Origin of the sequence: Tissierella sp. (assembly GCF_032104385.1) — a bacterium.
GTDB lineage: Bacteria > Bacillota > Clostridia > Tissierellales > Tissierellaceae > Tissierella.
The window spans coordinates 34,750-60,198 of the sequence record NZ_DAMCHJ010000005.1 but is presented as its reverse complement, the minus strand read 5'-3'; the positions used below and the strand labels follow the sequence as shown (position 1 = coordinate 60,198).

Here is a 25,449-nt window from a genome sequence, read left to right as displayed (position 1 = left end):
ATCCACTCCATTCAAATTATTTTAATTTATATTTCTAAAACAAATTTATCTATATTAAATAGGTAGTTTATTACAAGCATCCTTGATATTTGCCATTGCCTTTTTCAAGTTATCTAAAGATGTCGCATATGAAATTCTGACTTCATGAGTTGCCCTACTTCCAAAAGCTGTTCCTGGAACAACTGCAACTCCAGCTGTTTCTAAGAGATATTTTGCAAAGCTTTCTCCATCCATTCCAGTATCTTTAACATCTACAAACAGATAAAAAGCTCCTTCTGGCTTAATACAAGAAAGCCCTTTTATACCATTTATTTCATTAAGTACATAATCTCTCCTTGTTTTAAATTCTTCAACCATATCATTTAGAGGTTTTTGAGTACCCTTAAGTGCAGCAACTCCTCCCCACTGTACCATTGAACTCGCACTTGTTACCATATATGAATGTATTTTTGCCATAGGCGCAATTAGTTCTGCTGGTGCAGCAATGTATCCCAACCTCCAACCTGTCATTGCATAAGCCTTTGCAAAACCATTTAACACTATTGTTCTTTCTCTCATACCTGGTAAGGCTGCAATACTATAATGTTTTTTACCATCATAAATAATTTTTTCATATATTTCATCTGATATTACTAATAAATCATGTTTCTTAGCAAATTCTGCTACCTCATTTATGGTTTCTTTACTTAGAACACTTCCAGTTGGATTACTTGGGTCAAGTATAATAATGATTTTTGTTTTGCTACTTACCCTTTTTTCTAAATCCTCTACATTGATTTGAAAATTATTATCAGATGTAATAGGATAATAAACTGCCTTTGCATCATTAAGAGTTGTAACATGCCCATAATTTAGCCAAGATGGATCAGGAATTAAAATCTCATCTCCTGGATTTAAAAAAGCACTTAAAGCTACATATACAGCTTCGGAGACTCCTACAGTACATATTATCTCTTCAGGAGTATAATTCAATTGATTATCTTCAAGAAGCTTATCAGCAATAGCCTGTCTTAACTCAACAATTCCTTTATTAGGAGTATAGTGAGTTGCACCTTTTTTTGTAGCTTCATACATAGCCTCTACAATATGTGTAGGGGTATCAAAGTCTGGCTCTCCAATTCCTAAACTAATTACTTCTTTTCCTTGTGATTTTAAAACATTTACTTGATCAAATATTTTTCTAATAGGTGAGAAAGGAATATTCTCTACTTTATTTGCTTGTTTCATAGTTAAAATCTCCTTGTCTTTAAGTAATTTTTAGTTCTTTGAATTTCAAAAGATTTTAATAAATACACCTCCTTTAAAAGCTAAATAAAAAAGTTGAAATTCAAAGGTTAATTGAAATCTACTTATATTTATTTTTATTTTAAGATTACTCAAGGTTTTATTACCTATTATTTTCTTTAGCACTATATTAGTGCAAAACTCATGCCAATAAAATTGTCCAATATTCCCCTAATAAATGCTGCTTTTAGGGATATATATATTCCAAAATTCCAATTTTGAGAATTTCTAAGCTTTTTCAATTCCCAAAGTTGGAAAATTTCCTATTTCGGGAATTGAATTTATTCTCTCTATTACAAAATAAATAGAAAAAAGCCTTTTGAATTATCTCGTATTGAGAAATTCAAAAGGCTTTTCATTTTAAAAATCCATATTATATTCTTTAATCTTCCTATATAATGTTGATTTACCTATATTTAGTGCCTTAGCTGCCTGAAGTTTTCCTGCTGTAGTATAACCATATTTATCTAATGCTTTTTTAATTTCTTTCCTTTCAAGTTCATTAATAGGAATAACTTCTATTTCTTCATTTGTTTCCAAAGGAATAACTATATCATCATTATTATCATTAAAATGAATTTTAGTCTTTACATCATCTATATATATCTTTTCATCCTCACATATACAACATAAATATTCAATAGTATTCTGCAGCTCCCTTATATTTCCTTTCCATTCATAATTCATAAGTAAAGCCATGGCATCGGATTCTATCTTTTTCTTTCTTACTCCAAATTTATCACAGTACATTTGAAGAAAATAATCTATTAATAAGGGAATGTCTTTAGGTCTTTCTCTTAAAGGCGGAATTTCTATATGAAAAACATTTAGACGATAATATAGATCCTCACGAAATTCCTTATTTTCAACCATTTTTACTAAATTCTTGTTAGTGGCAGCTATAACCCTTACATTAATTGGAATAGGATTTATACCTCCAATCCTCTCTATGGTCCTATCTTGCAGTACCCTTAAGATTTTAGCTTGTAAATGCAAAGGCATATCTCCTATTTCATCAAGAAAAATAGTACCACCATTTGCCAATTCAAATTTTCCTGGTTTTCCTGTCTGTTTAGCCCCTGTAAAAGCTCCCTCTTCATACCCAAACAACTCTGACTCAAGAAGAGACTCAGGTATTGCTGCACAATTAATAGCTATAAATGGACTATTGGCCGGCTTATTATGATTGTGAATAGATCTGGCAAACAACTCTTTGCCTGTTCCACTTTCACCCAAAATCAATACATTCGAATCAAAAGCAGCTGCCTTTTTACCCATTTCAATGATATCAGTAAACTCTTCACTCTCACCAATCATATCATCAAAGATAAAAATTTGATGAACATTCATTTTATTGTAAATTAAAGTGTTAATCTTTGTATCTTCCATCAATACAATAACTAAACCTTTAAATACATTATCAATAATTATTGGGCTGGTTAAACTTAAAAATATTTTCTTACTATCTTTAAGTTTAATCTCCGTAAATTGAGTATTACTTTCATTGTCTTTAATTTGTTCCATTTCTATATTAGAGAAAAGTTCTTTCACATTCTTTCCTAATAGTTTAACTTTAGATAGTTTAAGCAATTTATTTATAGCATCACTGCAATTAATAATGACTCCCTTTTCATCTGTCATTAATACTCCATCACTCATTGAAGAAAATATAACATTAAATTGACTATTATTTAGTTCTAATTGTTTTACATACTCATTTTCTTTAAACTTGGATATAAGTAAATCTCCTATATTTTTAAGAAATTTTTGCAATGATTTCTGTTTTTTCAATAAGACATTAAATTGTTTTTCATTTACACAAAGTATGCTTATGGCTCCATATATTTTCTTTCCATCTGTTATTGGAACATTTATATGTCCTTTTTCATCACAAGTATGATGTTCTTGGCATTTGTTACATATTTCATTATCTCTAGCACTGTCAATCATATAACTCTTTCCAGTTTTGATAACACTTGCAGAAACAAAATACTCTGGTATCTTTTTACCAACTTCCTTTTTATACTTGCCAGTACCTGCTATCCTTATATAGTTATCATCTATAATCGTTACTTCTACATCTAATGAATTACCAATTGCTTCTGCACACTGCTGAACAAATACGTTTAACTCTTCACTCAAATTTCTCACCTCAAATTTCAAAATGGTCTTCCCCTCTCTATGTAAATAATATAAGCAGCACCAAATATTATATTATGGAGACAGAAGTCCTTCTATGAACGTCAATTAATCTTTAATAACATAGATTTATTTATATCTAGTAATAAAGTAAAATTTTATGAGAAAACCTTTGATGTCATTTTTCACTTTAATTTTTTTAAATTTTCATTTTATTAATTATGCCAATATCCATTCTCTTATACTATACTTAGTATATTATCATAATTTAAAGCTCTTTGTATAATTTCACCGTAAATTTATGAATATGGGCAAATATTTTCTTAGATCTTTTCTTGAAATATATATTAAATATTAGTAAAATGGCACCTTTACTTATTAATAAAGATGCCATTTATATTATAGATTTTTTCATTTCATTGTTAACAAAATCAAGATGACTTGACATAGCCCTTTCAGCAATTTTGGGATTATGTGACTCTAGAGATTCGTATATATCTAGATGCTGTTTTTTTATTATTTCTTTATGCTCATCCTTTATCATTATGTTTTTTCTTATATCTTTTATTGACGCCTCAATAAGGGATGAAACCGCATTTAATATACTTTGCAAAAGAAAATTTTTACTTGCCTGTGCTATTTTATAGTGAAATATTATATCTAGTTTTGCTAATTCTTCTTCCGAATCTAAGTTTTCAGCATTATCTAAAATCTTTCTTATATCCTCCAACTCATCTGCTGTAATCCGTTCAGCTGCTAATACTACAGTTCCTTTTTCTATTACATTCCTAAGCTCTAATATTTCTTTTGCATTACTTTCTTTTATTAAAAAAATTGTAGAAAATGGCTCGAATAATATATCCTCAAAATTACTTTTAATAAAGTTTCCTTCTCCTTGTCTAGATTCAATTAATCCTATCATTTCTAATTCCCTTAGTGCTTCTCTTACAGAAGACCTACTTACTTCTAATGTTTCAGCCATTTGCCTTTCAGATGGTAGTCTATCACCTTTATTTAAATTTCCCTTTGAAAGCATATCTTTAATTTGTTCAACTACCTTCTCAGAAACAGTTGTGTTTTTAATTGGAGTAAACATAATATTTCTTCCTTTCTCAATTTGATTCCTCATTATATTCTACCTAATAAATTATTCTATTTCAAGGAATAACTAAAACTCTGCAGATAAAAAGTCATCTTTATTCAATAATAAAGATGACTTTCTTCATTATATTGCTATTCCATCTCCTAAGAATGATGATTTTAATACCCCTTCTAAAACATTTGCAGATTTCTTTAGTCTTTGAACTTCATCATCATTTAGATTTACCTTTAATACCTTGTCAATGCCATTTCTACCAACGATTGCTGGTACTCCAAGATAAATATCATTTATACCATAATAATCCTCAATCAACACTGATACTGGTAATATACATTTTTCATCACCTAATATAGCCTCTACTATACGTTTTATAGATAATCCTATGGCATAAAATGTAGCACCTTTTCTATTTATAACTTCATAAGCTGCATTTTTGACATTTTCATGTACTTCATATCTAAAATCTTCATCATATTTGCAATTTGCTTCTTTAGCATATTCATCAATTTTGATACCTTGTATATTTGTCAGACTCCAAACTGGGAATTCTGTATCCCCGTGTTCTCCCATAATATAAGTTTGGATATCTCTTGCATCCACATTTAATTTCTTACTTATTTCATATTTTAATCTTGATGTATCTAAAACAGTACCTGAACCTATAACTCTTTCCTTTGGAAATCCTGATAACTCATAAGCTACATAGCTTAGTATATCTACTGGATTTGAGACTACTAAGAGTATTGAGTTTGGACTATATTTAACAACTTCCGGAATTATTGATTCAAGTATTTTTATATTTTTATTTACAAGATCAATTCTAGTCTCTCCAGTTTTTTGTGCTGCCCCTGCTGTTATAATGACTATATCCGAATCCTTGGTATCCTTATACTCTCCTGATTTAATGTTTACAGGCTTTATAAATCCAGCACCATGACTTAAATCTAAGACTTCTCCTTCTGTTTTTAACTTATTAACATCTACTATAACTAATTCTGAAGCTAATCCTTCCATAACTATTGCATAGGCAGCTGTCGCTCCTACTGCACCTGCACCTATAATTGATATTTTAGTACTTCTATTCTTTTCCATTTTATAAGTTCCCTCCATATCATAAATCCCTTTATTGGTTTGTTGGTTCAGTGGTCTTACCACTAATTATATATTACCACCATAATATATAATTGTCTAGTATAGTTATATAATTATCAAGAAAAACAATATCACCACTACATATATTGTTTGTAATGGTGATATTTATTAATTTAATAATACTATTCATATCTTAAGGCATCAATAGGATCCAATTTTGATGCTTTATTAGCAGGATAAATACCAAAGAAAATGCCTACTCCAGCTGAGAATAACCAAGCAATAGCAATGGTCTTTATAGATACACTAGGTGGTATCTTAATAAAACTTGAAACAATAAAGGCTAAACCTACTCCAATAATCGTTCCAATTATTCCACCAATTCCTGATACAATAACAGATTCTACTAAGAATTGTAATAAAATATCTTTTCTCCTTGCACCTATAGCTTTTCTTGTTCCTATCTCTCTTGTTCTTTCTGTAACTGAAACAAACATAATATTCATAACCCCTATTCCTCCTACTAAAAGAGAAATAGCTGCAATAGCACCGATAACTACTGTTATAATTCCAGTAATTTTATTTATAGACTGTAATTCTCCCTCTGCCGTTTGAATTATATACTTATTTTCCCCTTCATTTCCATGTCTTCTTTCTATTAAACTAATCATCTTATTTGTAACAGTCTTTGTATCTATACCTTTTCTGATACTCAGCTGGGCATCCCAAAACCTATCTCCTCCACCCGTCATTTGTTCTAAGTTTGTATAGGGTAAAAATATGCTCCCATGGCCTTTTTCTCCCATTCCTTGAAGACTGCTTCTTGGTTTTTCATAGACTCCTATTATAACCAATGAAACCTGACTTTCTCCAAGCTCTATATCAATACTCTCTCCCAAGATATCAGTCCTTCCAAATGCATCTAATGCCATACCTTTATCTATTATGGCTACGGATCTTTTTCCCTTTACATCTGCATCTGTCAGATATCTACCTTTTATGATATCTACATTTTCTATTTTAATATAATTTTCATCTGCACCAGTAAGCTTTATATCAAATTTTTTACTTTTAGTTCTAACCTTCCCTCGCTCATTAACACCAGGTACAATAGCTTCTAAATCATCTGGAAAAGTGTCCCTAAGTACATCTATATCATCATGGGTTAGTAAATCTTTCGTTAAATAATTTTCACTCCAATTCATAGAAAGATATGCACGACCTGCACCGAATTGTTCAAATTCTTTATCTATTAATTTTTGGCCTCCCTCTCCCAATGCCACTACTGTAATAACTGATGATATACCTATAATAATTCCCAACATAGTAAGGAGGGAACGCATCTTATTTGCAAGAATAGCACTTAAGGATACTTGTATACTCTCAAATATGTTCATATTCTCTCCTCCTGTTTGTTAAGAATAATTTGTCCTTCAACAGGTCTATCCTCTATGATTTGTCCATCTCTACACACAATCATTCTTTTTGTATGTTGTGCTATATCTGGTTCGTGAGTAACCATTATAATAGTTACTCCCTCCGCATTAAGTTCTTGGAATATGGCCATAACCTCATTTCCAGATTTTGTGTCCAAATTTCCTGTAGGCTCGTCTGCAAAAATTACAGAAGGGTCGTTTACTAAGGATCTAGCAATAGCAACTCTTTGCCTTTGTCCACCTGATAGTTCATTAGGATTATGCCCCATCCTTTCCTTCAAGCCAACTCTCTCCAATGCCTTTATGGCTCTTTCCTTTCTCTCTCTAGGAGGAATTCCAGCATAAATCATAGGAAGTTCCACGTTTTTCAAAGCATTTACACGAGGGATCAAGTTAAAGGATTGGAAAATAAAGCCTATTTTTCTATTACGAATCATGGCAAGTTGATTGTCATTCATCTTCTGAACACTCTCACCATCTAATTCATAAATACCTTCTGTCGGCTTGTCCAAGCACCCTAATATATTCATCAATGTAGATTTCCCTGAACCAGAAGGTCCCATAATAGATACAAATTCTCCTTCCTCCACCTTTAGATTAATATTCGTTAAAGCCTCTACAGATATACTTCCATTTGTATATATCTTTTTTAAATTTTCTATTTTAATCATATTAAATCACCTTATTTGTTATGACTTCAGTCCCATCTGTTATTTCTTCTGTTGGGTTCAAGATCACTTCGTCACTCTCTTTTACATCCCCTATAATCTCTAAGGAAAAATTACTTTCTACTCCTGTTTTTATTTCATTCTCCTTCACTATTCCATCTTCCACTGTGAAAATAACTTTTGTTCCATCTTTTTTAGTGAATATTGCCTCATAGGGAACTGTTAACACGCCATCTTTTTTCTCTGTAAGAATATCTACCTTTGCTGAAAAACCTGGCTTTAAAGATTCATCAGTATTTTGGATATCCACTTTTATTTCTACTACACTTTCCTTTCCTTGCCCTCCATTGGACTGTTTTGCAATGGAACCTATATATTTCACCTTGCCTTCATATACTTTTCCTTGAAAGGAATCTCCTGTAATCTTTACAGAATCTCCTAATTCTATTTTACTTGACTCATATTCATTCATATCTAATACAATTTCTAAATGCTCTATATCTTGAATAGACATTAAAGCTACACTAGATCGTATAATCCCACTTTCTGAAATATTAGTATCTACAATTGTTCCTGTAATAGGACTTTTTATTGTGTGTTTCCCTAAATCCTTTTCTAATTTTTCCACTTCTAATCTTGCTGTTTCAATCTTTTGTTTTTGAATAATGATTGAGTTTTCATTGTTAGAATTCTTTAGTTTTTCTTCAGCTAGAATATAATCATTGTACTGCTGATCCATCTCATCCTTTGATTTATCTAAATCTACCTTGGAAATTACACTTCCTTCATATAATTCTTTATTTCTCTCATATGCATTTTTAGCATCTTCATACTTTATCTTTGCATTAGACAAATTTATTTCAAGTTCTGTATTTCCTTGTTTTTCTAATTGTCTCAAATTCTCCTGTTCCATAGAAAGTCTAAGTTTTGCATCCTTAATCTTATATCGAATATTTGTTTCTTCCAGCTTCATTAATATTTGACCTTTTTCTACCTTGTCACCTTTTTGTACATACATCTTTTCAATCTTTTCTTCTACATCAGATACTACATCTCTTTTATCCATAGAAAAGATCTTTCCAGTTGCTTGAATATGAGATTCTATGTTCTCTTTTTTGATAGTTGTAGTCTGAACCATAGCTTTATTAGGCTTTTGATTTTTCCTTAATATATTTCTTACTGCAATTACTGATAAGATGACTATTCCCAGTATTATGATAAACATCTTTTTTTTCATAGATAAAGCCCCTTCCACATATAATGTATACGGTATCATATCGTATCATTATTTAGATTACCAGATATATGATTAACATGTCAATTTCATAAGGGTTACAAAAAAGTAACAAAATGGTTAAATTTGTTAATCTATATTTCCTTTCTCCAGTTCTTTGGTGCAAATAATGCTATTATAGTAAATAGTTCAAGTCTTCCTAAGAGCATTAACAAGGAGAAAAATACTTTTGCAATTTGACTATATCCATTAAATGTATTAGTAGGTCCTACAAATCCTAAACCTGGACCAATATTTCCTAATGTTGCAGCAACTGAGCTAGCAGCAGATTCTAAGTCTACGCCTTCTAATGATATTAAAATAGTTGATAATATAAATATTATCATATATAGTCCAGCGAAACTATTTATGCTTGCTATGGTTTCATTAGGCAGAACCTTGTCATTCAGTTTAACTGGAATAACTGCTCGTGGATGAAAAATTTTCAGTATCTCTCTCTTTATTAATTTTAATATAATTAGTATCCTAATAACTTTCATACCCCCAGCAGTAGAGCCTGCACTTCCTCCTATGAACATAAGAAGTAGCAAAATACACTTACTAAAAGTTGGCCATATATCAAAGTTAGCTGTAGAATACCCAGTTGTTGTAATAATAGAACCAACTTGAAAAAATGAATCTCTAAAGGCTAACCCTATGGTAGAGTATGTATTTTTAAACAGATTAATAGCAATTGCAATGACTGCTATAAAAACAATTGTAAAATAAAGCTTTAATTCTTCATCTTTAAATACGTCTTTTATTTTTCCCTTAAATAAAGAATAATATAGAGAAAAGTTTACGCCCGATAATACCATAAAACTTCCTATTACAAGATGAATATAAGTACTGTCATAGGCACCTACACTGGCATTTTTAGCAGCAAATCCACCTGTACCAACCGTCCCAAAGGTATAAACTAAAGAATCAAATAAAGACATTCCTCCAAATTTCAATAATATAGCCTGGATTACAGTAATAGTAAAATACGTTACATAGAGTATCTTAGCTGTGTCCTTTATTCTAGGAGCTATCTTTCCTGCAATAGGCCCTGGACTTTCTGCCTTAAATATTTGAAATCCTCCTATTCCAAGAGCTGGCAATAATGCCAAGGTAAAGACCAGTATTCCCATGCCCCCTATCCAATGTGTAAAAGAACGCCAAAATAAAACTCCCCTAGGTAATACCTCTACATTTGCTATTACTGTTGCACCTGTAGTTGTAAATCCCGATACTATTTCAAAAAATGCATCTATATATGTAGGTGTACTACCTGAAATATATAATGGAAGAGCACCCAGCAAAGATATCAATACCCATCCTAAGGAAACAATAACTAAACCTTCCTTTGCATTTATATGCCTATCGCGACTTTTACTTCTAGTTAATACAAATCCAAGTATACCTGTTAACAATATGGCTATTAAAAATGCAAATCTATCCTTCTGATTTGTATATAAAGATATAAACAAAGAAGGCATCATCAGCATTGCTTCCACCCTTAATATATTACCTAATACATTTAGCACGATTCCATAATTCACTTAATACCCCTCCCTTGTGTGACTTAAAGAATATCTTTAGGGTAGGCAAGTCCTCTGTCAAACAAAATACCACTATCCTATCATTAGCATGTATTACAGACTTACCATTAGGTATTATGACCTTTCCATTATGAACTATGGCACCAATTATTATACCTTTAGGTAAGCTTAATTCTTCTAAGGTCTTCCCAACTATAGGCAAATCTTTTCCAATAATTATTTCTGTTACTTCTCCATCTCCACCTATGAGTAATGAAACAGATACTATTTTTCCACCACGGATATATTTTAATATATTGCTTGCAGTAATATAAATAGGATTTAAAGCTGCATCTATTCCTAATCTATCAATTATCTTTGTGTAGTTTTGTCTGCTAATCTTGGAAATTGTCTTTGGAACCCCAGATTGTTTTGCCATAAGAGCCATAAGTAAATTTTCTTCATCATAACCTGTTACTCCAACAAATGCATCCATAGTAGATATTCTTTCTTCCTCTAAGAGATGAATATCTGTCCCATCTCCATGAATTATAAGTACATCACTAAGTAATTCTGATAATTCTTGGCATTTTTCTTTATCCTTTTCTATTAATGTAACTGATATATTTGCCCCTGATAATTTTTGAGCTAAATAAAAACCAATATTGCTACCGCCAAGAATCATTACCCTCTCTATATCTTTTCTTGTTATATCCTGTGTAAATCTATTGTTTAGATTATTAATATCATCACTTTTCCCTATAACATGGATTGTATCATTTGCTAATAACTCTGTAGAGCCATCTGGAATTATTATATCTCCGTCTCTAGATATTGCTGTAATTAACAATCTATCAAAATTTTCTAATTCAGCTAATCTTTTACCAACAAATTCTTCTATATGCTCAATGTTAAAATCAATCATCCTAACTTTTCCACTGGCAAATTCTCCTGAGTAAAAACTATAATTCTTTAATAAATATTTTTCCATGGCTTGGGCAGTTGCTAAATCTGGGTTTACTATATGATCAATTCCCATTTCAGCTTTTATAAAATCTAATTGTTGCATATACTCTGGATTCCTAATACGAGCTATTGTTTTCTCGCATCCTAGCTTATTTGCCAAGGAGCATATAAGCGTATTAGTTTCATCACTATCTGTTGCAGCTACTAATAAATTATATTGATTTATATCTAATTCTCTAAGAATATTTATATCTATTCCATTTGCTAAAACCGTTAAAACATCTAAATGCTCATTTACATAATTTATTACCTTTGGATTGTTGTCTATTACCGTTACATCTATCTCTTCTAGTACCATTGATTCTGCTAGCTTATATCCTAATTTACCAGCACCTACTACCATTACTTTCATATTCGTCACCTCTTATTTAATATACCAAATAGCTCTATAGAATAATAGGGAAAATTATAATTATTATAATAAGACAAAGCTAAAGAACTATTCTCTAGCTTTGCTTTATAAGTTTCAATTTGTTTATCTATTCTCTAATACCAGCTTTTCTTATAAAAATATACCCTAAAATATAGAATATAATAATTATTAACAAGCCTACTGTAAATATAGTAAAGCTATTAAATATTGATTCTAAATATAAATATATCTTTAGAGTTATCCTTACTAACTTAATAAAAAAATCACCTAATAGCTGTACTATGAAAAATATTGTACCAAATCCTATCCACAATTTATATCCAAATCTATATTGTAAAACTCCTATTAGATTAATAATTGAAGCAGATACAAGAAAAATTGTAGTTAAACTTAAAATTATAAATAATGCATTATTTATTGAGGTATTGAATACTCCAAAATTCACTATTGGCTTATATTCTGAATATTGGACAATATATTTATCAATAATAAGTAAAACACCTTGAATAACAGCAAAAATGAAAGATACAATAACATTGTCCACTATCACTGATTTATAGAAATCCCTTCTTGTGACTCCGAAACTAAGAGCTAATGAGAAATATTCATGATACATAACAATGCCGTTGACTATAAAGAAAATAAATATAGGCATAATATTGGAACCTGCTATTGATAACTGGTCATTATTCATTAACCCTATCCTAACTCTAGATTTATAATATAGAGTTAATATATATACAGATATGTTAATTAATAATATAATTCCCCAGAATACACCTATGGTTCTTTTTGAGTCATAATTTTGAAATTTAAAAATTCTTTTAGATAAATTCATTTAAAGACTCTCCTTCCACAATATTTTCAGTAAGATATATAAATAATTTTTGAAGAGGTATATTACTTACATCAATATTGCTATTTCTTGCATACTTTACTTCCTGTTCCGTTAAATTACCATATATACCCACTATTCTGGTAGAGCCAAATTCTTCTTTGTGAATTACTATCTTATCCTTGATAATTGAATTAATTAAATCTTCACGACCAGATAAAAAATATGCCTTTTCTTTAAGTGCATTTACTTCATTCTTTAGCATAACTCTCCTATTATTAAGGATAATCACCTCTTCAAACAAATTGGCTACTTCATCTATTAAATGGGTAGATATTATTATTGTTCTAGGATTTTTTTCATAATCTTCAAGAAGTAAATTATAGAACTTATATCTCATTGCTGCATCAAGTCCTATAGTAGGCTCATCAAATATAGTAATTCTAGATCTTGAAGCAAGTCCTATGATTAACCCTACAATAGTTTGATTTCCCGTCGATAACTTTAGCAGTTTTTTCCTTATATTTAGATTGAATTCTCTTATTAGATAATTTTTATATTCTTCATCCCAATCTTTATATATAATCTTGCCTAAGGCTAATATATCCTTTACTTTCCTTTCTTTAACAGAGTTTGGGAAATCTTTTACTAAACAAATATCTTCCATTGCCTTTGAATTTTCAAAAATTTCTTCCCCATCTAATTTTATTTCTCCATCATCTTTCAATATTTGACTAGCTATTAATTTTAATAAAGTAGTTTTTCCTGCCCCATTTCTTCCAAGCAATCCATAGATTTTGTTTTCTTCAATATCTAGGTTAATATCCGTAAGCACCTTATTTCTTCCATAAGATTTACTTAAATTTCTTATTTCAAGCATTTTGTTTCCCTCCCTTAAATTCTACAATAAACTTTATAATTTCTTCTATAGGTATCTCCAGTCTATTTGCCTCCACTATTATCTCAGGTAATATTTCTTCAAAAAACAAATTTTGTCTCTTTTTAATTATCTTTTTTCTTGCCCCTTCTGATACAAACATACCAATACCTCTTTTTTTATAAAGTATACCTTCTTCCACCAAAATATTTAGTCCCTTTCCAGCCGTTGCTGGGTTTATCTGACATACCCTTGCAAATTGATTTGTAGAAGGTGCTTGTTCTTCCTCTTTTAAATTTCCTAATAGAATATCATTTTCTATTATTTCAGCTATTTGTATATAAATTGATTTATCCGAATTTAAATCTAACAAATTATCACCTCCACAACTTAAACGGTTAGTTAGTTATGTAACTAAGTATATAAGTTCTCATATTCCTTGTCAATAAGTTTTTAAGAATTACAAAAATAAATTGGCATAAGATTTATTACAGTTCTTGCTCCAAGGACATTAAATCCAAGTTATTTTAAGACCGTATATGGTTATACTTGAAATATCTTATTATTAATAGTAAGATATTAACAAAATATAAAGTAGGAGAATGAAAATGAATTGGTTAAATAAATTTATGAATGGAAGATATGGAGGAGATCAACTTTCAACACTATTAATACTACTCTCCTTATTCTTAACCTTATTTGGTAGATTAACTAACATTCCTTTGTTGCTATATCTTGGTTACATCCCTTTGGTAATAAGTATCTTTAGAATATTTTCTAAGGATATAAATAAACGCAGAATGGAAAATTATAAATTTGCAATTTTTATGAGTCCAGTTTATTCCTGGTTCAAAAAAACAGAAAATAAAATAAAAGACCGTAAAACTCATAAATATATTAAATGCCCAAATTGCAATTCAAGTCTAAGACTTCCAAAAGGAAAAGGAAGACTCATGGTTACTTGTCCAAAATGCAAAGAAAAATTTGAGAAAAGAACATAGAAATTAATTAATTTAATAAAGAGAGGCTCAAAAGTAAATGAATATACTAAAAAAACTTTGGGGTAAATTTTTATATGGCATTGCTAGTATTATTTCTATAATATTTGATATTTTTATTAGTATTGTAGGATTTATAGTAGGAATTGTAATAAATATCGGAAAAGGATTTCTTACCCTTATATCAATGGGGGGCTGCTTATTGATTATGATATTAGGACCAGCACTATTGCTTAATCCTATAACATTCTTTATTATACTATTCCTTGTTATATTTCCAATATTGGGAACCAAATTTATATCCTATTTAAAGTATATAAAATATATGATAACAGAGTTTCTATTTGATCATGCTGATAATTTTATAAATGGAAAGAAAGCCCAATTTGATTCATTTAATGAATATGGGAATAAATATAAAAAGATGGAAGAAGAAAAAAGGAGAAAAGAACAGCAGAGAAGACAGGAAGAAGAACAAAGACAATGGGAAGAAAGATTTAGACAATGGAATGAATACCAAAATTCTCAAAGGAGAAATAGCGGATATGGTGGATATAATACCTATGGCGGAAACTATCAAAACAACAATTATGGAAACTCCTATGTAAACCCATCTATAGAATTTAAAAGTAAATATGAAAAAAGTTGTGATTTATTAGAAGTTGGATATGATGCAGATAAATATGAAATAAAGCTAGCATATAGAAAAAAAGCCAAAGAATATCACCCAGATTTAAACAAATCACCAGATGCAACAAAAATATTTCAAGAAATAAACAATGCTTATGAATTTTTAAGTGATGACAATATAGAAAGATATAAAAAGATAAGATAACCCCCCCTAGTTCCTTATACAACTGGGGGGTTTTCCCTATAGTAATTCTTCTCTTAATTCTTCCCCTGTCTTAGGAGATAAATAGCCTAGAGGAATATCAAAGATAGTTATTGCACCTGTTTTGCCTTCACAAGCCATTCTATAAACTGCTCTAGCATAGGCGGTTAACACTGATGAAGTAAACTCTGGATTGCTTTCAAGATTTAAATTAAACTCCATCTTTTGTTTAGTACCATGTCCAGTAATACCTGTTCTAATAACAAATCCTCCATGAGGCATTTTGCTATGTTTTTCCTCTAACTCTTCTTCAGAAATAAAATGCACAGTAGTATCATATTCTGCAAAATAATTTGGCATAGTTTTTATCTCATTTTCTATTCTATGAAAATCCTCATTGTCTTCACATACTACATAACAAACTCTTTTATGCCTTTCACAAGATGAAACATTTATATCTTCACAATTTCTAACCTTATCTAAAACCTCTTTAACAGGTATGGTATATTGGACACCACCTTTTACACCCTTTATTCTTCTAATAGCGTCTGAATGTCCTTGACTTATTCCCTCACCCCAGAATGTATAATCCTTACCATTAGGTAAAACTGATTGACCTAATAATCTATTAAGAGAAAAAAGACCTGGATCCCATCCAACAGATATAAGACTTAACTTATTTGATTTTAATGCTATATTATTGACTTTCTCAAAGTATTCAGGAATTCTCCCATGATTATCGAAGCTATCTACTGTATTAAATTTTTTTGCTACCATAGGGCATTGCTCATCCAAGTCCTTTGCAGAGCCTCCACAAAGAATCATTACATCTATTTTATCCTTAAAATCCAATATTTTAGAAATATGTATTACATTAGATTTTGTATTTAATAAATTAGGCTCTCTTCTCGTAAATATTCCTATAAGCTCCATATCTGGATTTTGACTAATTGCCAATTCAACTCCATGTCCAAGATTTCCATACCCTACTATTCCAATTCTTATTTTATTCTTCATATTACACCTCCACAATAAATTATAATATAAAATTATATCACTTTAATACATATATTATAATATTATAGTTAAATTAGTATAATATTATTAAAATTATAATTTATGGGTAACTATATCTAGAACCAGGAAATACATAATACCTAAGGGAGAGAAATATAGATGGATTACAATAAACAAGTAAAAGAAATCGTAAAGTATTTTAAAAATAGTGAAAAAAAAGCAGAAGATTTTAAAATCGGAATTGAATTTGAACATTATGTAATAGATAAGGATACCTTAAAAACCATCTCCTATTATGGTAAAAATGGGGTAGCTGAAACCCTAAAAAAATTAGAGAAGAATGGTTGGAAAGGTGTTTATGAAGGAGAATATATATTAGGATTAAATAAAGGAAATAAAATTATAACCCTAGAACCAGGAAGTCAATTGGAACTTAGTATAGATGCTCAAAAAGATATATTAAATATTGAAAAAGAATATATAGAATTTATGGAAGAAATAATTCCAATCCTTAATAAGAAAAATCAAGGATTAATCACTACAGGTTATCATCCTGAAACCAAAATAGAGGATATAAAACTATTGCCTAAAAAAAGATATGATTTTATGTTCAACTATTTTAAAACTAAGGGCAGCCATGCTCATAATATGATGAAAGGCACAGCTGCACTACAAATATCTCTAGATTTTAAAGATGAAGAAGATTATAAGAAAAAGTTTAAAGTAGCTAATGGACTGTCTCCAGTATTATATGCATTATTTGATAATACATTATATTTTGAAGGAGATATATGGAATAAACATGGTTTAAGAGCTTATATATGGAATAACTGTGATGATGATAGGTCAGGAATAGTAGATAATGCACTGGAAGATGATTTTAGCTATGAAAAATATGCAGAATATATTTTAAACAGACCACCAATCTTTATATTTAAAGACAAAGAAGTAATTCCAACAGGAGAAAAAAAGGTAAAGGAGTTGTTCAATCCTAATGACTACCATGAAAATGAATTAGAACATCTGCTAACCATGTTTTTCCCAGATGTAAGAACTAAAAAATATATTGAAATACGAATGATGGATTCAATCCCATATCCTTTAAATTTTTCAGCAGTAGCCTTATTAAAGGGTATCTTCTACAATGAGAAAAGCCTAGATAAAGCATATGAATATATTAAAGATATAACCATAGAAGATATAAAAAAATCTAAGGAAGATATTATAAAAAATGGATTAGAAGGCAAATTTAAAGATAAAACTGTTCTTGAAACAGGTAAATGGTTAGTAAAATTGGGAAAAGAAGGGTTAAATCCAGACGAAATTAAATATATTCTACCTCTTGAGAAGATGATAAATGATAATAAAAATCCTTATGAGATTACTAAGGAGAAACTTAAAGATGGTAAAAAGAAATCTTTGAGTTGGTGCTTATTGAATAATATATTTGAGGTGAGAAAATGAATTATAAGGACATAAATGAGGAATATATAGACTTAATTAAATCTAATCCAGAAAGTTATATTATAGATTATAAAACAGCCATGGAAAAAGTAAAGAACTCCACTGCAATATACAAGGGTAAACCAGTACCTTTTCTCTACCACCCAATGTTTTATACGGAAAAAGATGTAGAAAACTTTAATAAAATTGGTGACATCTTAATATCCATAACAAATAAGGTAACACAAAAATATCTCGACTCAAAGGAGTTCAGAAAAAAATTTGAATATAGTCCCCTTCTAGAAGAACTTATACTTATAGATAATGGATATGATATTAATGTTCCTATAGGCAGATTTGATATTTTCTACAAAGATTTAGATAATTTCAAGTTCTGTGAATTAAATACAGATGGCTCTTCAGCTATGAATGAAGATAATACCATAGGAAATATCCTCTTAGAAACAAAGGGACTAAAGGACTTTGGAAAAAAATATAAATTATCTTTATTTGAATTAATAGATAAATGGGTTGAAGATAGTATTAGTATATTTAGAAAATGGAATAGTAAAATAGAAAAGCCCAATGTAGCAATAGTTGATTTTACAGAATCTGGTACATCTAAAGAATTTGAAGTATTTAAAGATGCTTTTATTAGGAAAGGATATAATGCCATAATAGCTGATCCTAGGGATTTAAAATACAAAGATGAACATCTATATTTTAAAGATTATAGAATAGATTTAGTATATAGAAGAATTGTTACCTTTGAATTAATAGAAAAAGCCAATGAAATACCAGATTTTATTGAAGCATATAGAAACAAAGCATTTTGCTCAATAGGCTCTATTAGATCTCAAATAATCCACAATAAGATAATATTTAAGATTTTACACGATGAGGATACTCTAGAGTTTTTATCAGAAGATGAAAGAGAATTTATAAAGAAACATATCCCAGTAACTGGACTCTTTAAAGGAGATAAAGAAGTATATAATAAGGTTTTAAATAATAAAGATAAGTATATTATGAAACCTTTAGATTTAAATGCTTCAAGGGGAGTATATGCTGGTAGAGATTTAACCCAAGATGAATGGAAAAAAAGATTAGATGAATCCTGGGAAAAAGATTACCTTTATCAAGAATTCTTTGAACCATTTACTAGAGAGCATATAGTCTTTGAAAATGAAAGTCTAAAGGTAGAAGACTTTAAGTCTATAGTCGGATTATTTATGTATAAAGAAAAATTTGCAGGAATATATACTAGAATAGGAAAAAACAATATAATATCAGGAATAACAGACTATTATACTCTGCCAAATATTTTAGTAAAACCATAAAATAAAGTTAGATTTTTATCTAACTTTATTTTATATCAAGATATTCTATAAATTTTTCAGATGAAGGAGATAATGAAACTCCCTTTAATGAGCAAATCCCAATACCTCTCTTGGGAATATCCTCAACAAGATTTAACTCATACAGACTTCCTTCTAACAAATAATTTTCCGAAAACTCTCTAACTACACAGGCTAATCCTAATCCTACTTTTGCAAATTCCAATAATAAATCATGTGAGCCTAATTCAATTTCTGGATTTATTTTTATACCTTTAGAAAATAAATATCCTTCTACATATTGTCGAGTCTTAGACCTATTATCTAAAAATATTAAGGGATATCCTAACAGTTCTTCATAGGTAATGGAATTTGTAACCATATCTTTATATCTTTCACCAAATACAAAAATATCTTGTATATCCTTACATCTTTTTATATCTAAGGAATTATCTTTTATTGGTAAGTTACATATTCCAATATCAATTTCCCCTGATTTTATTAATTTACAAAGTTCATCTGTAGTTTGATTAATTATTTTTAACTTAATATTTGGATAAGCTTTATGAAATTTTTCTACATAAGGTAATAAGTAATATCTAGAAATTGTATCGCTAACTCCTATTTTCAATTCCCCTTGCTTTAAATCTCTAGATTGTCTTATTTTCTTTTCACCATTGTCTAATAAACTAATTGCAGAATTAGTATATTCAAATAGTATCTTCCCTTCATTAGTAAGTATTACTCCCCTAGGTGTCCTAGTAAAAAGTCTAATTTTCAGTTCATCTTCCAATTGCATTATGGCTTGACTTATGGCAGGCTGTGTCATATATAGTTCATTAGCAGCCTTTGAAAAGCTCTTACATTTTGCCACCTTATCAAATATTCTATAAAGTTCCAACCTAATAGACATATAATCACTCCTTATATCTATTATACTAGATATTTATTTTACTTATACCATAATATATTATATATTAAATGTGTAAGATATCAAATAGGATATTAAAAGGAGCGATATAAATGGAAAGAATAGTAGGTACTGTAGTTAGAGGTCTAAGAGCCCCTATTATTAAAGAAGGGGATGATATCGCAGATATAGTGGTTAATTGTGTAATGAAAGCTTCAGAGATAGAAGGTTTTAAAATTCAGGACAAAGATATTGTTACGCTAACGGAATCTATAGTTGCACGTGCTCAAGGAAATTATGCCAGCGTTGATGCTATTGCAAATGACATAAGGGAAAAGTTTGGTGATGAAACCATAGGTCTAGTATTTCCTATTCTAAGCCGTAACCGTTTTGCCATTATACTAAGAGGTATTGCTAAAGGTGCAAAAAAAATAGTTCTTATGTTAAGTTATCCTTCTGACGAAGTGGGTAATCATTTAGTAGATATGGATATACTTGATGTAAAGGGAGTAAATCCTTGGACAGATGTATTGAATGAAAAAGAATTCAGGGAATACTTTGGATATACTTTACATCCCTTTACTGGTGTAGATTATATTGAATATTATAAATCCCTAATATCTGAATATGGTATTGATTGTGAAATAATATTTTCTAATGATCCAAAGACTATTTTAAATTATACAAAAAATGTAATTGCTTGTGATATTCATACTAGATTTAGAACTAAAAGATTGTTAAAAGAAAATGGCGGAAAAAATATCTATGGTCTTGATGATATTCTTAGTTATTCAACAGATGGTAGTGGATATAATGAAAAATATGGTTTGCTTGGTTCAAATAAATCAACAGAAGATAAAATAAAATTATTTCCTAGAGATTGTCAACCTATTGTGGATAAAATACAAGAATCAATTAAAGAAAAAACAGGTAAAATAGTTGAGGTCATGATATATGGAGATGGTGCTTTTAAAGATCCAGTGGGCAAGATTTGGGAATTAGCTGATCCTGTAGTTTCTCCTGCATATACATCAGGATTAGAAGGAACTCCTTCTGAAGTAAAACTAAAGTATCTGGCTGATAACGATTTTGCTGACTTAAGAGGTGAGGAGTTAAAGAAAGCTATCTCTAAATATATTGAGAATAAAGAATCAGAGCTTGTTGGAAACATGGCATCCCAAGGAACTACTCCCAGAAGACTTACTGATCTAATTGGATCCTTATCAGATTTAACTTCTGGTAGTGGAGATAAAGGAACCCCTATAATTTATATTCAAGGATATTTTGATAATTATATAAAATAAATTAAAAACTGTCAATCTAATTAGATTGGCAGTTTTTATATTTCTAAAATTTACCTATACTTAATATTAGCTTGGTATTTTTTAACATAGTTTTAACATTGAAATGTTAAGATTAACCTAAGAAATAATTGTTAATAAAGTCATTCTAAGGAGATGATATAGTTGAAAGTTCTTAATCTATTAAGGTCTAAACTTAAAAATTTAGTTAATAATTTTAATAAATTATCTAAATTTGAAAACATAGGTTCTTGTTTTAACAAATTATTTAAATTTAGAAAAATAGGTACTTCATTATTAATTACAGTTATATTGATTATTATATTACTATCTGGAACAATTAGCTTAACAGCCTATATAATTGCAAAAAATTCTCTAATAAACACATCAAAAGAATTACTTCTCAACAAAGCTCATGATTCAGGTCTTATAGTAGATGAACGAATTAAGAATTATTTAATTTCAATTGATTCTTTAGGTTCCTTAGAGCTATTAAGTAATATAGATAATTCATGGGAAGAAAAAATAGAGTATCTTCAGGCAGAAAAAAAAAGGCTTAATTTATCAAACATTGGTATAGCTAGTACAGAGGGATATCTTAGATTAGATAATAATAAAACAGTAGATATTAGTAATCTTTGGTTCTTTAAACAAGCTAACCTAGGACTTCCATCTTTCTCTGCACCATTTTATAGAGAAGAATCTGGACAAGTAGATATTGCTATGGCAGCTCCCTTAAAACACGATAGAAAGGTAGTGGGAGTAATAGTAGCATATAAAGATGCTAAAGAATTCTATGGTATTGCCCAAGATGTACATATTGGTAAAACAGGTTATGCGTATATAATAGATGAAAATATAAATGTAATATCTCATCCTACTCTAGAAATAATTAAACAAAATGAAAATACTAAAATAGGTTTCAAAGACTCCATTGGTGAAGTTGATGAAGATTCAAAGAAAAGGATAGATAATATCTTACAGGAAATTAAAGGGAAAAATATTGGAATAGATTGGTACAAGCAAAATGGTGAGAAAATATATATAGGTTATGCTCCAATTCCATCGAAAGGATGGACAATATTAGTTCATATTACGGAAAAAGAAATTCTATCAGAATTAGATAAATTAAACTCTTATTTACCTTCTATAAGTTTATTAGCTCTTATATTTGGTATAATATCATCTTATTTTATATCTAAAAATCTATCTAATAGAATAGTGAGTATTAGCAATCAAACTACAAGCTTGGCTGAATTAGATCTTAGTTTTTCCATAGATGAAAAAATGAGGAATAGAAAAGATGAGATTGGTATAATGGCTAAAGCAATCCAATCTGTAATAAACAATATTAAATTTTTCGCTGCTGAAATTCAAACCTCATCTCACTCATTATCTTCTTCATCTGTTAAATTAGCTGCTATCACCCAAGAATCCTTTGCATCATCAAATTCAGTTGCTGAAGCAGCAAATAATATAAATTCTAAAGCTAATATTCAATTAAAGGAAATACTTAGGGTATCAAATGAAATAAAAAATGTAAATAATAGCTTCAACCTTGTATTGGAACAAATAAAGGATATAAAGTTTCTTAATGATAAGGCTCATTCTAATGCCTATAAAGGCAAAGAATCCATTGATGGATTAATTGGACAAATGATAAATATTAATAATAGTTCAGAAAAAGTAAAGAGTTCACTAAAAGATATCAATATTAGCTCCAAGGAAATGGATAGAATACTAATAATAATAGAAAAAATAGCAGAAAAAACTAATTTACTAGCACTAAATGCAGCAATAGAATCTGCCCGAGCTGGTGAGTATGGAAGAGGCTTTGCTGTTGTAGCTGAAGAAATTCGACTTCTAGCCGATCAAACAAAATCTTCTACTAATGAAATAAATAAACTAATTAAAAATAATCAAGATATTATTTCTTATGCAAATCAAAGTATGGAATATAGTGATTGCGAAATCAATAAAGGTATTACAACTGTAAATGAAACAAAGATAGTTTTTGATGAAATGGCAACAATATTCAATAGTGTAGTTAAGGAAATGAATGAAAGCACCATAACCTTAAATAATGTTGAAGATAATCTTTACAATGCTATGAATTCAATGATTAGAACGGAAACAATCACTAAAGAAGTTGTTATAGAAATTAATGATGTTTCAGCAGCTACAGAAGAACAAATGGCTTCAATGAGTGAATTAACTAGTTCAACAGACTCTTTATCAGAACTAGCAGATAGTCTATATAGTTTAATTAATAAAATAAAACTAACAGAAAATTAATATAGTTTCATATAAAATCCATTACCCATAATAAAATTTTGCCAAAACTATCTTTATGAATAACATAGTTTTGGCAAAATTAATTACTAACTTTCTAAAAATTTATTATTCCCATATGACTAAGCAAAATTTTAGAACCCATGAATATTAAAATTAACCCGCCTACAAGTTCAGCTTTTGATTTACACTTATTTCCAAATGCATTTCCTATCTTAACACCAATCATTGATAATGTGAAGGTAACAATTCCAATAAACGAAACTGCTGGAGTAATATTTACATTAAGAAATGCAAAAGTGATTCCTACTGCTAAAGCATCAATACTTGTTGCAATTGCTAAAACAGACATATTTTTGAATTTGAGAGAATAATCTATACTATTATGAGATCCAGAACAATCTTCAATTTCACATTCACAATTTCTTGACTCTCGAATCATATTTAATCCAATTAATACAAGTAATATGAATGCTATCCAATGATCCAAATATGTAATCTTATCATGAAACCTTACTCCGAGAAAATATCCTATTAAAGGCATTCCTGCTTGAAATGTTCCAAAATATAGCCCTACAATTCCAGCCTTTTTAATGCTAATCTTATTCATAGACAGCCCTTTACAGATAGATACTGCAAATGCATCCATTGACAAACCAACTGCAATAATAAATAATTCAAATAAACTCATCTTCCATTCTCCTTTGTCCTTTAACTTTTTAATAAAAAAAAGACTTATCTGCAGTTTTCTCCTGCAGACAAGTCTCATTATTTAAAATAAAGCCAGATAAATTTTATCAGTATGTTGACTTTATTACACAATTTTTATTGTGCCAACTACTCCCTTATCTCATCAATTAAGTATATAGAACAATACTACTACTGTCAATACTATATTCAAACCTTATTAGTTGTTATTTTAAAATATCATATATAATTATAAACTAATGAAAAACCTTATATTTATTATATATAGCTTGTTGAATAGCTGAATTGAGAATTTATTAGTTTAGCTAATTTATTAAGTTACAGATTGAAAAAAGCAGAGTTTTCCTATTCCTTTTAAAAAAGAATCTTTCAACAACCCATATATAGTGCAAGTATTGTTATAAATAATTTAACTTATATTATATATTACATGGTATTTACCTAATTTATATTCTTCTGTATTTATTTCCCATTTCTTTTTGATATAAGTTTTTTAACTTTTCAATAACTTCATCATCCATATCTTTTTTTCTTATTAAAGATGCCTGATTCATATTAAAATAATTTATAAAATAATCCTTCGACTCTAAAACTTGATAAAGCTGATTATATCTAATCTTAGATTGACCTTCAATTGCTGTGTTCTTTACAATTAAAAAATCTTCATAAAAATCCAAGGTATCTTGAGAGTTAAATACTCCAGTATTATCCGTTTTTATTCTTTGTTTATTTCTTCTTTCAACCTTGAAAATTACTGTAGCAAATGAAACAAATATAAGTAAAATCCAAAATATAAAAAATTCCATTGCATTAAACTGTCCTTCCCCATAGGCAAGTAATGCAGAGATTAAAGCAGCAAATGCAACTATAAAGGGAATTACTATCTTACTTCTTCGAAATGTTGCTATATATAAAAACTTATGATAGTCTTCCTTAGTCATGGAAGTCTTTACTGTGAACAATTTATTATCCATATCTTCACC

The 25,449-nt window shown here is 29.2% G+C and carries 22 protein-coding genes; 6 read left to right on the top strand and 16 right to left on the bottom strand.

The window, feature by feature from the left end:
• Positions 1 to 54 precede the first annotated feature (54 nt).
• The 12 genes from RT714_RS06945 to RT714_RS06890 form a co-directional block, all read right to left on the bottom strand.
• Entirely contained in the window at positions 55 to 1,227 is a 1,173-nt protein-coding gene (locus tag RT714_RS06945; RefSeq protein WP_313756854.1) for a pyridoxal phosphate-dependent aminotransferase, read from the bottom strand.
• 417 nt (positions 1,228 to 1,644) lie between these two features.
• Entirely contained in the window at positions 1,645 to 3,447 is a 1,803-nt protein-coding gene (locus RT714_RS06940; protein WP_313756853.1) for a sigma 54-interacting transcriptional regulator, read from the bottom strand.
• Positions 3,448 to 3,817: 370 nt separating this feature from the next.
• Positions 3,818 to 4,519 carry a FadR/GntR family transcriptional regulator gene (locus RT714_RS06935; protein WP_313756852.1) on the bottom strand — a complete coding sequence of 234 codons (702 nt, stop codon included), beginning with the start codon at positions 4,517 to 4,519 and terminating at the stop codon, positions 3,818 to 3,820.
• Between the two features lie 129 nt (positions 4,520 to 4,648).
• On the bottom strand, positions 4,649 to 5,617 hold the full coding sequence (locus RT714_RS06930; RefSeq protein ID WP_313756851.1) for an L-lactate dehydrogenase: 969 nt from the start codon (positions 5,615 to 5,617) through the stop codon (positions 4,649 to 4,651).
• Between the two features lie 182 nt (positions 5,618 to 5,799).
• A complete protein-coding gene (locus RT714_RS06925) occupies positions 5,800 to 7,014 on the bottom strand; it encodes an ABC transporter permease (protein WP_313756850.1) in 1,215 nt (404 codons plus the stop codon).
• Positions 7,011 to 7,724: an ABC transporter ATP-binding protein gene (locus tag RT714_RS06920; RefSeq protein ID WP_313756849.1), complete on the bottom strand. Its 714-nt coding sequence runs from the start codon at positions 7,722 to 7,724 to the stop codon at positions 7,011 to 7,013. Before RT714_RS06920 ends, RT714_RS06925 begins: the two co-directional genes overlap by 4 nt.
• A 1-nt stretch (position 7,725) precedes the next feature.
• Positions 7,726 to 8,958 (bottom strand): efflux RND transporter periplasmic adaptor subunit, encoded by a 1,233-nt coding sequence (locus RT714_RS06915; RefSeq protein WP_313756848.1) that lies wholly within the window; start codon positions 8,956 to 8,958, stop codon positions 7,726 to 7,728.
• A 131-nt stretch (positions 8,959 to 9,089) separates the two neighbouring features.
• Entirely contained in the window at positions 9,090 to 10,538 is a 1,449-nt protein-coding gene (locus RT714_RS06910; protein ID WP_313756847.1) for a TrkH family potassium uptake protein, read from the bottom strand.
• Positions 10,504 to 11,895, bottom strand: coding sequence for a Trk system potassium transporter TrkA (gene trkA, locus RT714_RS06905; protein WP_313756846.1), 1,392 nt, complete (start codon positions 11,893 to 11,895; stop codon positions 10,504 to 10,506). The genes RT714_RS06910 and trkA overlap by 35 nt, the downstream gene beginning before the upstream one ends.
• A 127-nt stretch (positions 11,896 to 12,022) precedes the next feature.
• Positions 12,023 to 12,754: a hypothetical protein gene (locus RT714_RS06900; protein ID WP_313756845.1), complete on the bottom strand. Its 732-nt coding sequence runs from the start codon at positions 12,752 to 12,754 to the stop codon at positions 12,023 to 12,025.
• Complete coding sequence (locus tag RT714_RS06895; protein WP_313756844.1) at positions 12,741 to 13,631, bottom strand: ABC transporter ATP-binding protein; 891 nt, start codon at positions 13,629 to 13,631, stop codon at positions 12,741 to 12,743. The genes RT714_RS06900 and RT714_RS06895 overlap by 14 nt, the downstream gene beginning before the upstream one ends.
• A complete protein-coding gene (locus RT714_RS06890; protein ID WP_313756843.1) occupies positions 13,624 to 14,001 on the bottom strand; it encodes a GntR family transcriptional regulator in 378 nt (125 codons plus the stop codon). Before RT714_RS06890 ends, RT714_RS06895 begins: the two co-directional genes overlap by 8 nt.
• A 235-nt stretch (positions 14,002 to 14,236) precedes the next feature.
• Between RT714_RS06890 and RT714_RS06885 the strand changes: the two genes are divergently transcribed.
• Together RT714_RS06885 and RT714_RS06880 are read left to right on the top strand one after the other, a co-directional pair.
• Positions 14,237 to 14,629, top strand: coding sequence for a hypothetical protein (locus RT714_RS06885; RefSeq protein ID WP_313756842.1), 393 nt, complete (start codon positions 14,237 to 14,239; stop codon positions 14,627 to 14,629).
• A 37-nt stretch (positions 14,630 to 14,666) separates the two neighbouring features.
• Positions 14,667 to 15,461, top strand: a complete 795-nt coding sequence (locus RT714_RS06880; RefSeq protein ID WP_313756841.1) for a DnaJ domain-containing protein — start codon at positions 14,667 to 14,669, stop codon at positions 15,459 to 15,461.
• A gap of 36 nt (positions 15,462 to 15,497) precedes the next feature.
• On the opposite strand, the gene RT714_RS06875 is transcribed toward RT714_RS06880, so the two are convergent.
• Positions 15,498 to 16,475, bottom strand: a complete 978-nt coding sequence (locus RT714_RS06875; RefSeq protein WP_313756840.1) for a diaminopimelate dehydrogenase — start codon at positions 16,473 to 16,475, stop codon at positions 15,498 to 15,500.
• Between the two features lie 159 nt (positions 16,476 to 16,634).
• On the opposite strand from RT714_RS06875, the gene RT714_RS06870 reads away from it, so the two are divergent.
• Both RT714_RS06870 and RT714_RS06865 read left to right on the top strand, forming a co-directional pair.
• The gene (locus RT714_RS06870; RefSeq protein WP_313756839.1) at positions 16,635 to 17,939 is read left to right on the top strand and encodes a glutamate-cysteine ligase family protein; all 1,305 of its coding nucleotides are present in this window, start codon (positions 16,635 to 16,637) and stop codon (positions 17,937 to 17,939) included.
• Entirely contained in the window at positions 17,936 to 19,258 is a 1,323-nt protein-coding gene (locus RT714_RS06865; protein ID WP_313756838.1) for a glutathionylspermidine synthase family protein, read from the top strand. Before RT714_RS06870 ends, RT714_RS06865 begins: the two co-directional genes overlap by 4 nt.
• Before the next feature lie 25 nt (positions 19,259 to 19,283).
• Here RT714_RS06865 and RT714_RS06860 read toward each other — a convergent pair whose 3' ends face one another.
• Entirely contained in the window at positions 19,284 to 20,168 is an 885-nt protein-coding gene (locus tag RT714_RS06860) for a LysR family transcriptional regulator (RefSeq protein ID WP_313756837.1), read from the bottom strand.
• Positions 20,169 to 20,278: 110 nt separating this feature from the next.
• Between RT714_RS06860 and RT714_RS06855 the strand changes: the two genes are divergently transcribed.
• Both RT714_RS06855 and RT714_RS06850 read left to right on the top strand, forming a co-directional pair.
• A complete protein-coding gene (locus tag RT714_RS06855) occupies positions 20,279 to 21,469 on the top strand; it encodes a coenzyme F420-0:L-glutamate ligase (RefSeq protein ID WP_313756836.1) in 1,191 nt (396 codons plus the stop codon).
• Between the two features lie 162 nt (positions 21,470 to 21,631).
• Positions 21,632 to 23,761: a methyl-accepting chemotaxis protein gene (locus RT714_RS06850; protein WP_313756835.1), complete on the top strand. Its 2,130-nt coding sequence runs from the start codon at positions 21,632 to 21,634 to the stop codon at positions 23,759 to 23,761.
• Between the two features lie 94 nt (positions 23,762 to 23,855).
• On the opposite strand, the gene RT714_RS06845 is transcribed toward RT714_RS06850, so the two are convergent.
• Together RT714_RS06845 and RT714_RS06840 are read right to left on the bottom strand one after the other, a co-directional pair.
• On the bottom strand, positions 23,856 to 24,449 hold the full coding sequence (locus RT714_RS06845; RefSeq protein ID WP_313756834.1) for a manganese efflux pump MntP family protein: 594 nt from the start codon (positions 24,447 to 24,449) through the stop codon (positions 23,856 to 23,858).
• Positions 24,450 to 24,912: 463 nt separating this feature from the next.
• Positions 24,913 to 25,440 (bottom strand): YcxB family protein, encoded by a 528-nt coding sequence (locus RT714_RS06840; protein ID WP_313756833.1) that lies wholly within the window; start codon positions 25,438 to 25,440, stop codon positions 24,913 to 24,915.
• Positions 25,441 to 25,449: the final 9 nt, after the last annotated feature.

Coding starts and splice junctions, on each gene's coding strand:
- RT714_RS06945 (WP_313756854.1), bottom strand. CDS start 1,227: ATGAAACAAGCAAATAAAGTAGAGAATATTCCTTTCTCACCTATTAGA.
- RT714_RS06935 (WP_313756852.1), bottom strand. CDS start 4,519: ATGTTTACTCCAATTAAAAACACAACTGTTTCTGAGAAGGTAGTTGAA.
- RT714_RS06930 (WP_313756851.1), bottom strand. CDS start 5,617: ATGGAAAAGAATAGAAGTACTAAAATATCAATTATAGGTGCAGGTGCA.
- RT714_RS06925 (WP_313756850.1), bottom strand. CDS start 7,014: ATGAACATATTTGAGAGTATACAAGTATCCTTAAGTGCTATTCTTGCA.
- RT714_RS06920 (WP_313756849.1), bottom strand. CDS start 7,724: ATGATTAAAATAGAAAATTTAAAAAAGATATATACAAATGGAAGTATA.
- RT714_RS06915 (WP_313756848.1), bottom strand. CDS start 8,958: ATGAAAAAAAAGATGTTTATCATAATACTGGGAATAGTCATCTTATCA.
- trkA (WP_313756846.1), bottom strand. CDS start 11,895: ATGAAAGTAATGGTAGTAGGTGCTGGTAAATTAGGATATAAGCTAGCA.
- RT714_RS06900 (WP_313756845.1), bottom strand. CDS start 12,754: ATGAATTTATCTAAAAGAATTTTTAAATTTCAAAATTATGACTCAAAA.
- RT714_RS06895 (WP_313756844.1), bottom strand. CDS start 13,631: ATGCTTGAAATAAGAAATTTAAGTAAATCTTATGGAAGAAATAAGGTG.
- RT714_RS06885 (WP_313756842.1), top strand. CDS start 14,237: ATGAATTGGTTAAATAAATTTATGAATGGAAGATATGGAGGAGATCAA.
- RT714_RS06880 (WP_313756841.1), top strand. CDS start 14,667: ATGAATATACTAAAAAAACTTTGGGGTAAATTTTTATATGGCATTGCT.
- RT714_RS06875 (WP_313756840.1), bottom strand. CDS start 16,475: ATGAAGAATAAAATAAGAATTGGAATAGTAGGGTATGGAAATCTTGGA.
- RT714_RS06870 (WP_313756839.1), top strand. CDS start 16,635: ATGGATTACAATAAACAAGTAAAAGAAATCGTAAAGTATTTTAAAAAT.
- RT714_RS06865 (WP_313756838.1), top strand. CDS start 17,936: ATGAATTATAAGGACATAAATGAGGAATATATAGACTTAATTAAATCT.
- RT714_RS06860 (WP_313756837.1), bottom strand. CDS start 20,168: ATGTCTATTAGGTTGGAACTTTATAGAATATTTGATAAGGTGGCAAAA.
- RT714_RS06855 (WP_313756836.1), top strand. CDS start 20,279: ATGGAAAGAATAGTAGGTACTGTAGTTAGAGGTCTAAGAGCCCCTATT.
- RT714_RS06845 (WP_313756834.1), bottom strand. CDS start 24,449: ATGAGTTTATTTGAATTATTTATTATTGCAGTTGGTTTGTCAATGGAT.
- RT714_RS06840 (WP_313756833.1), bottom strand. CDS start 25,440: ATGGATAATAAATTGTTCACAGTAAAGACTTCCATGACTAAGGAAGAC.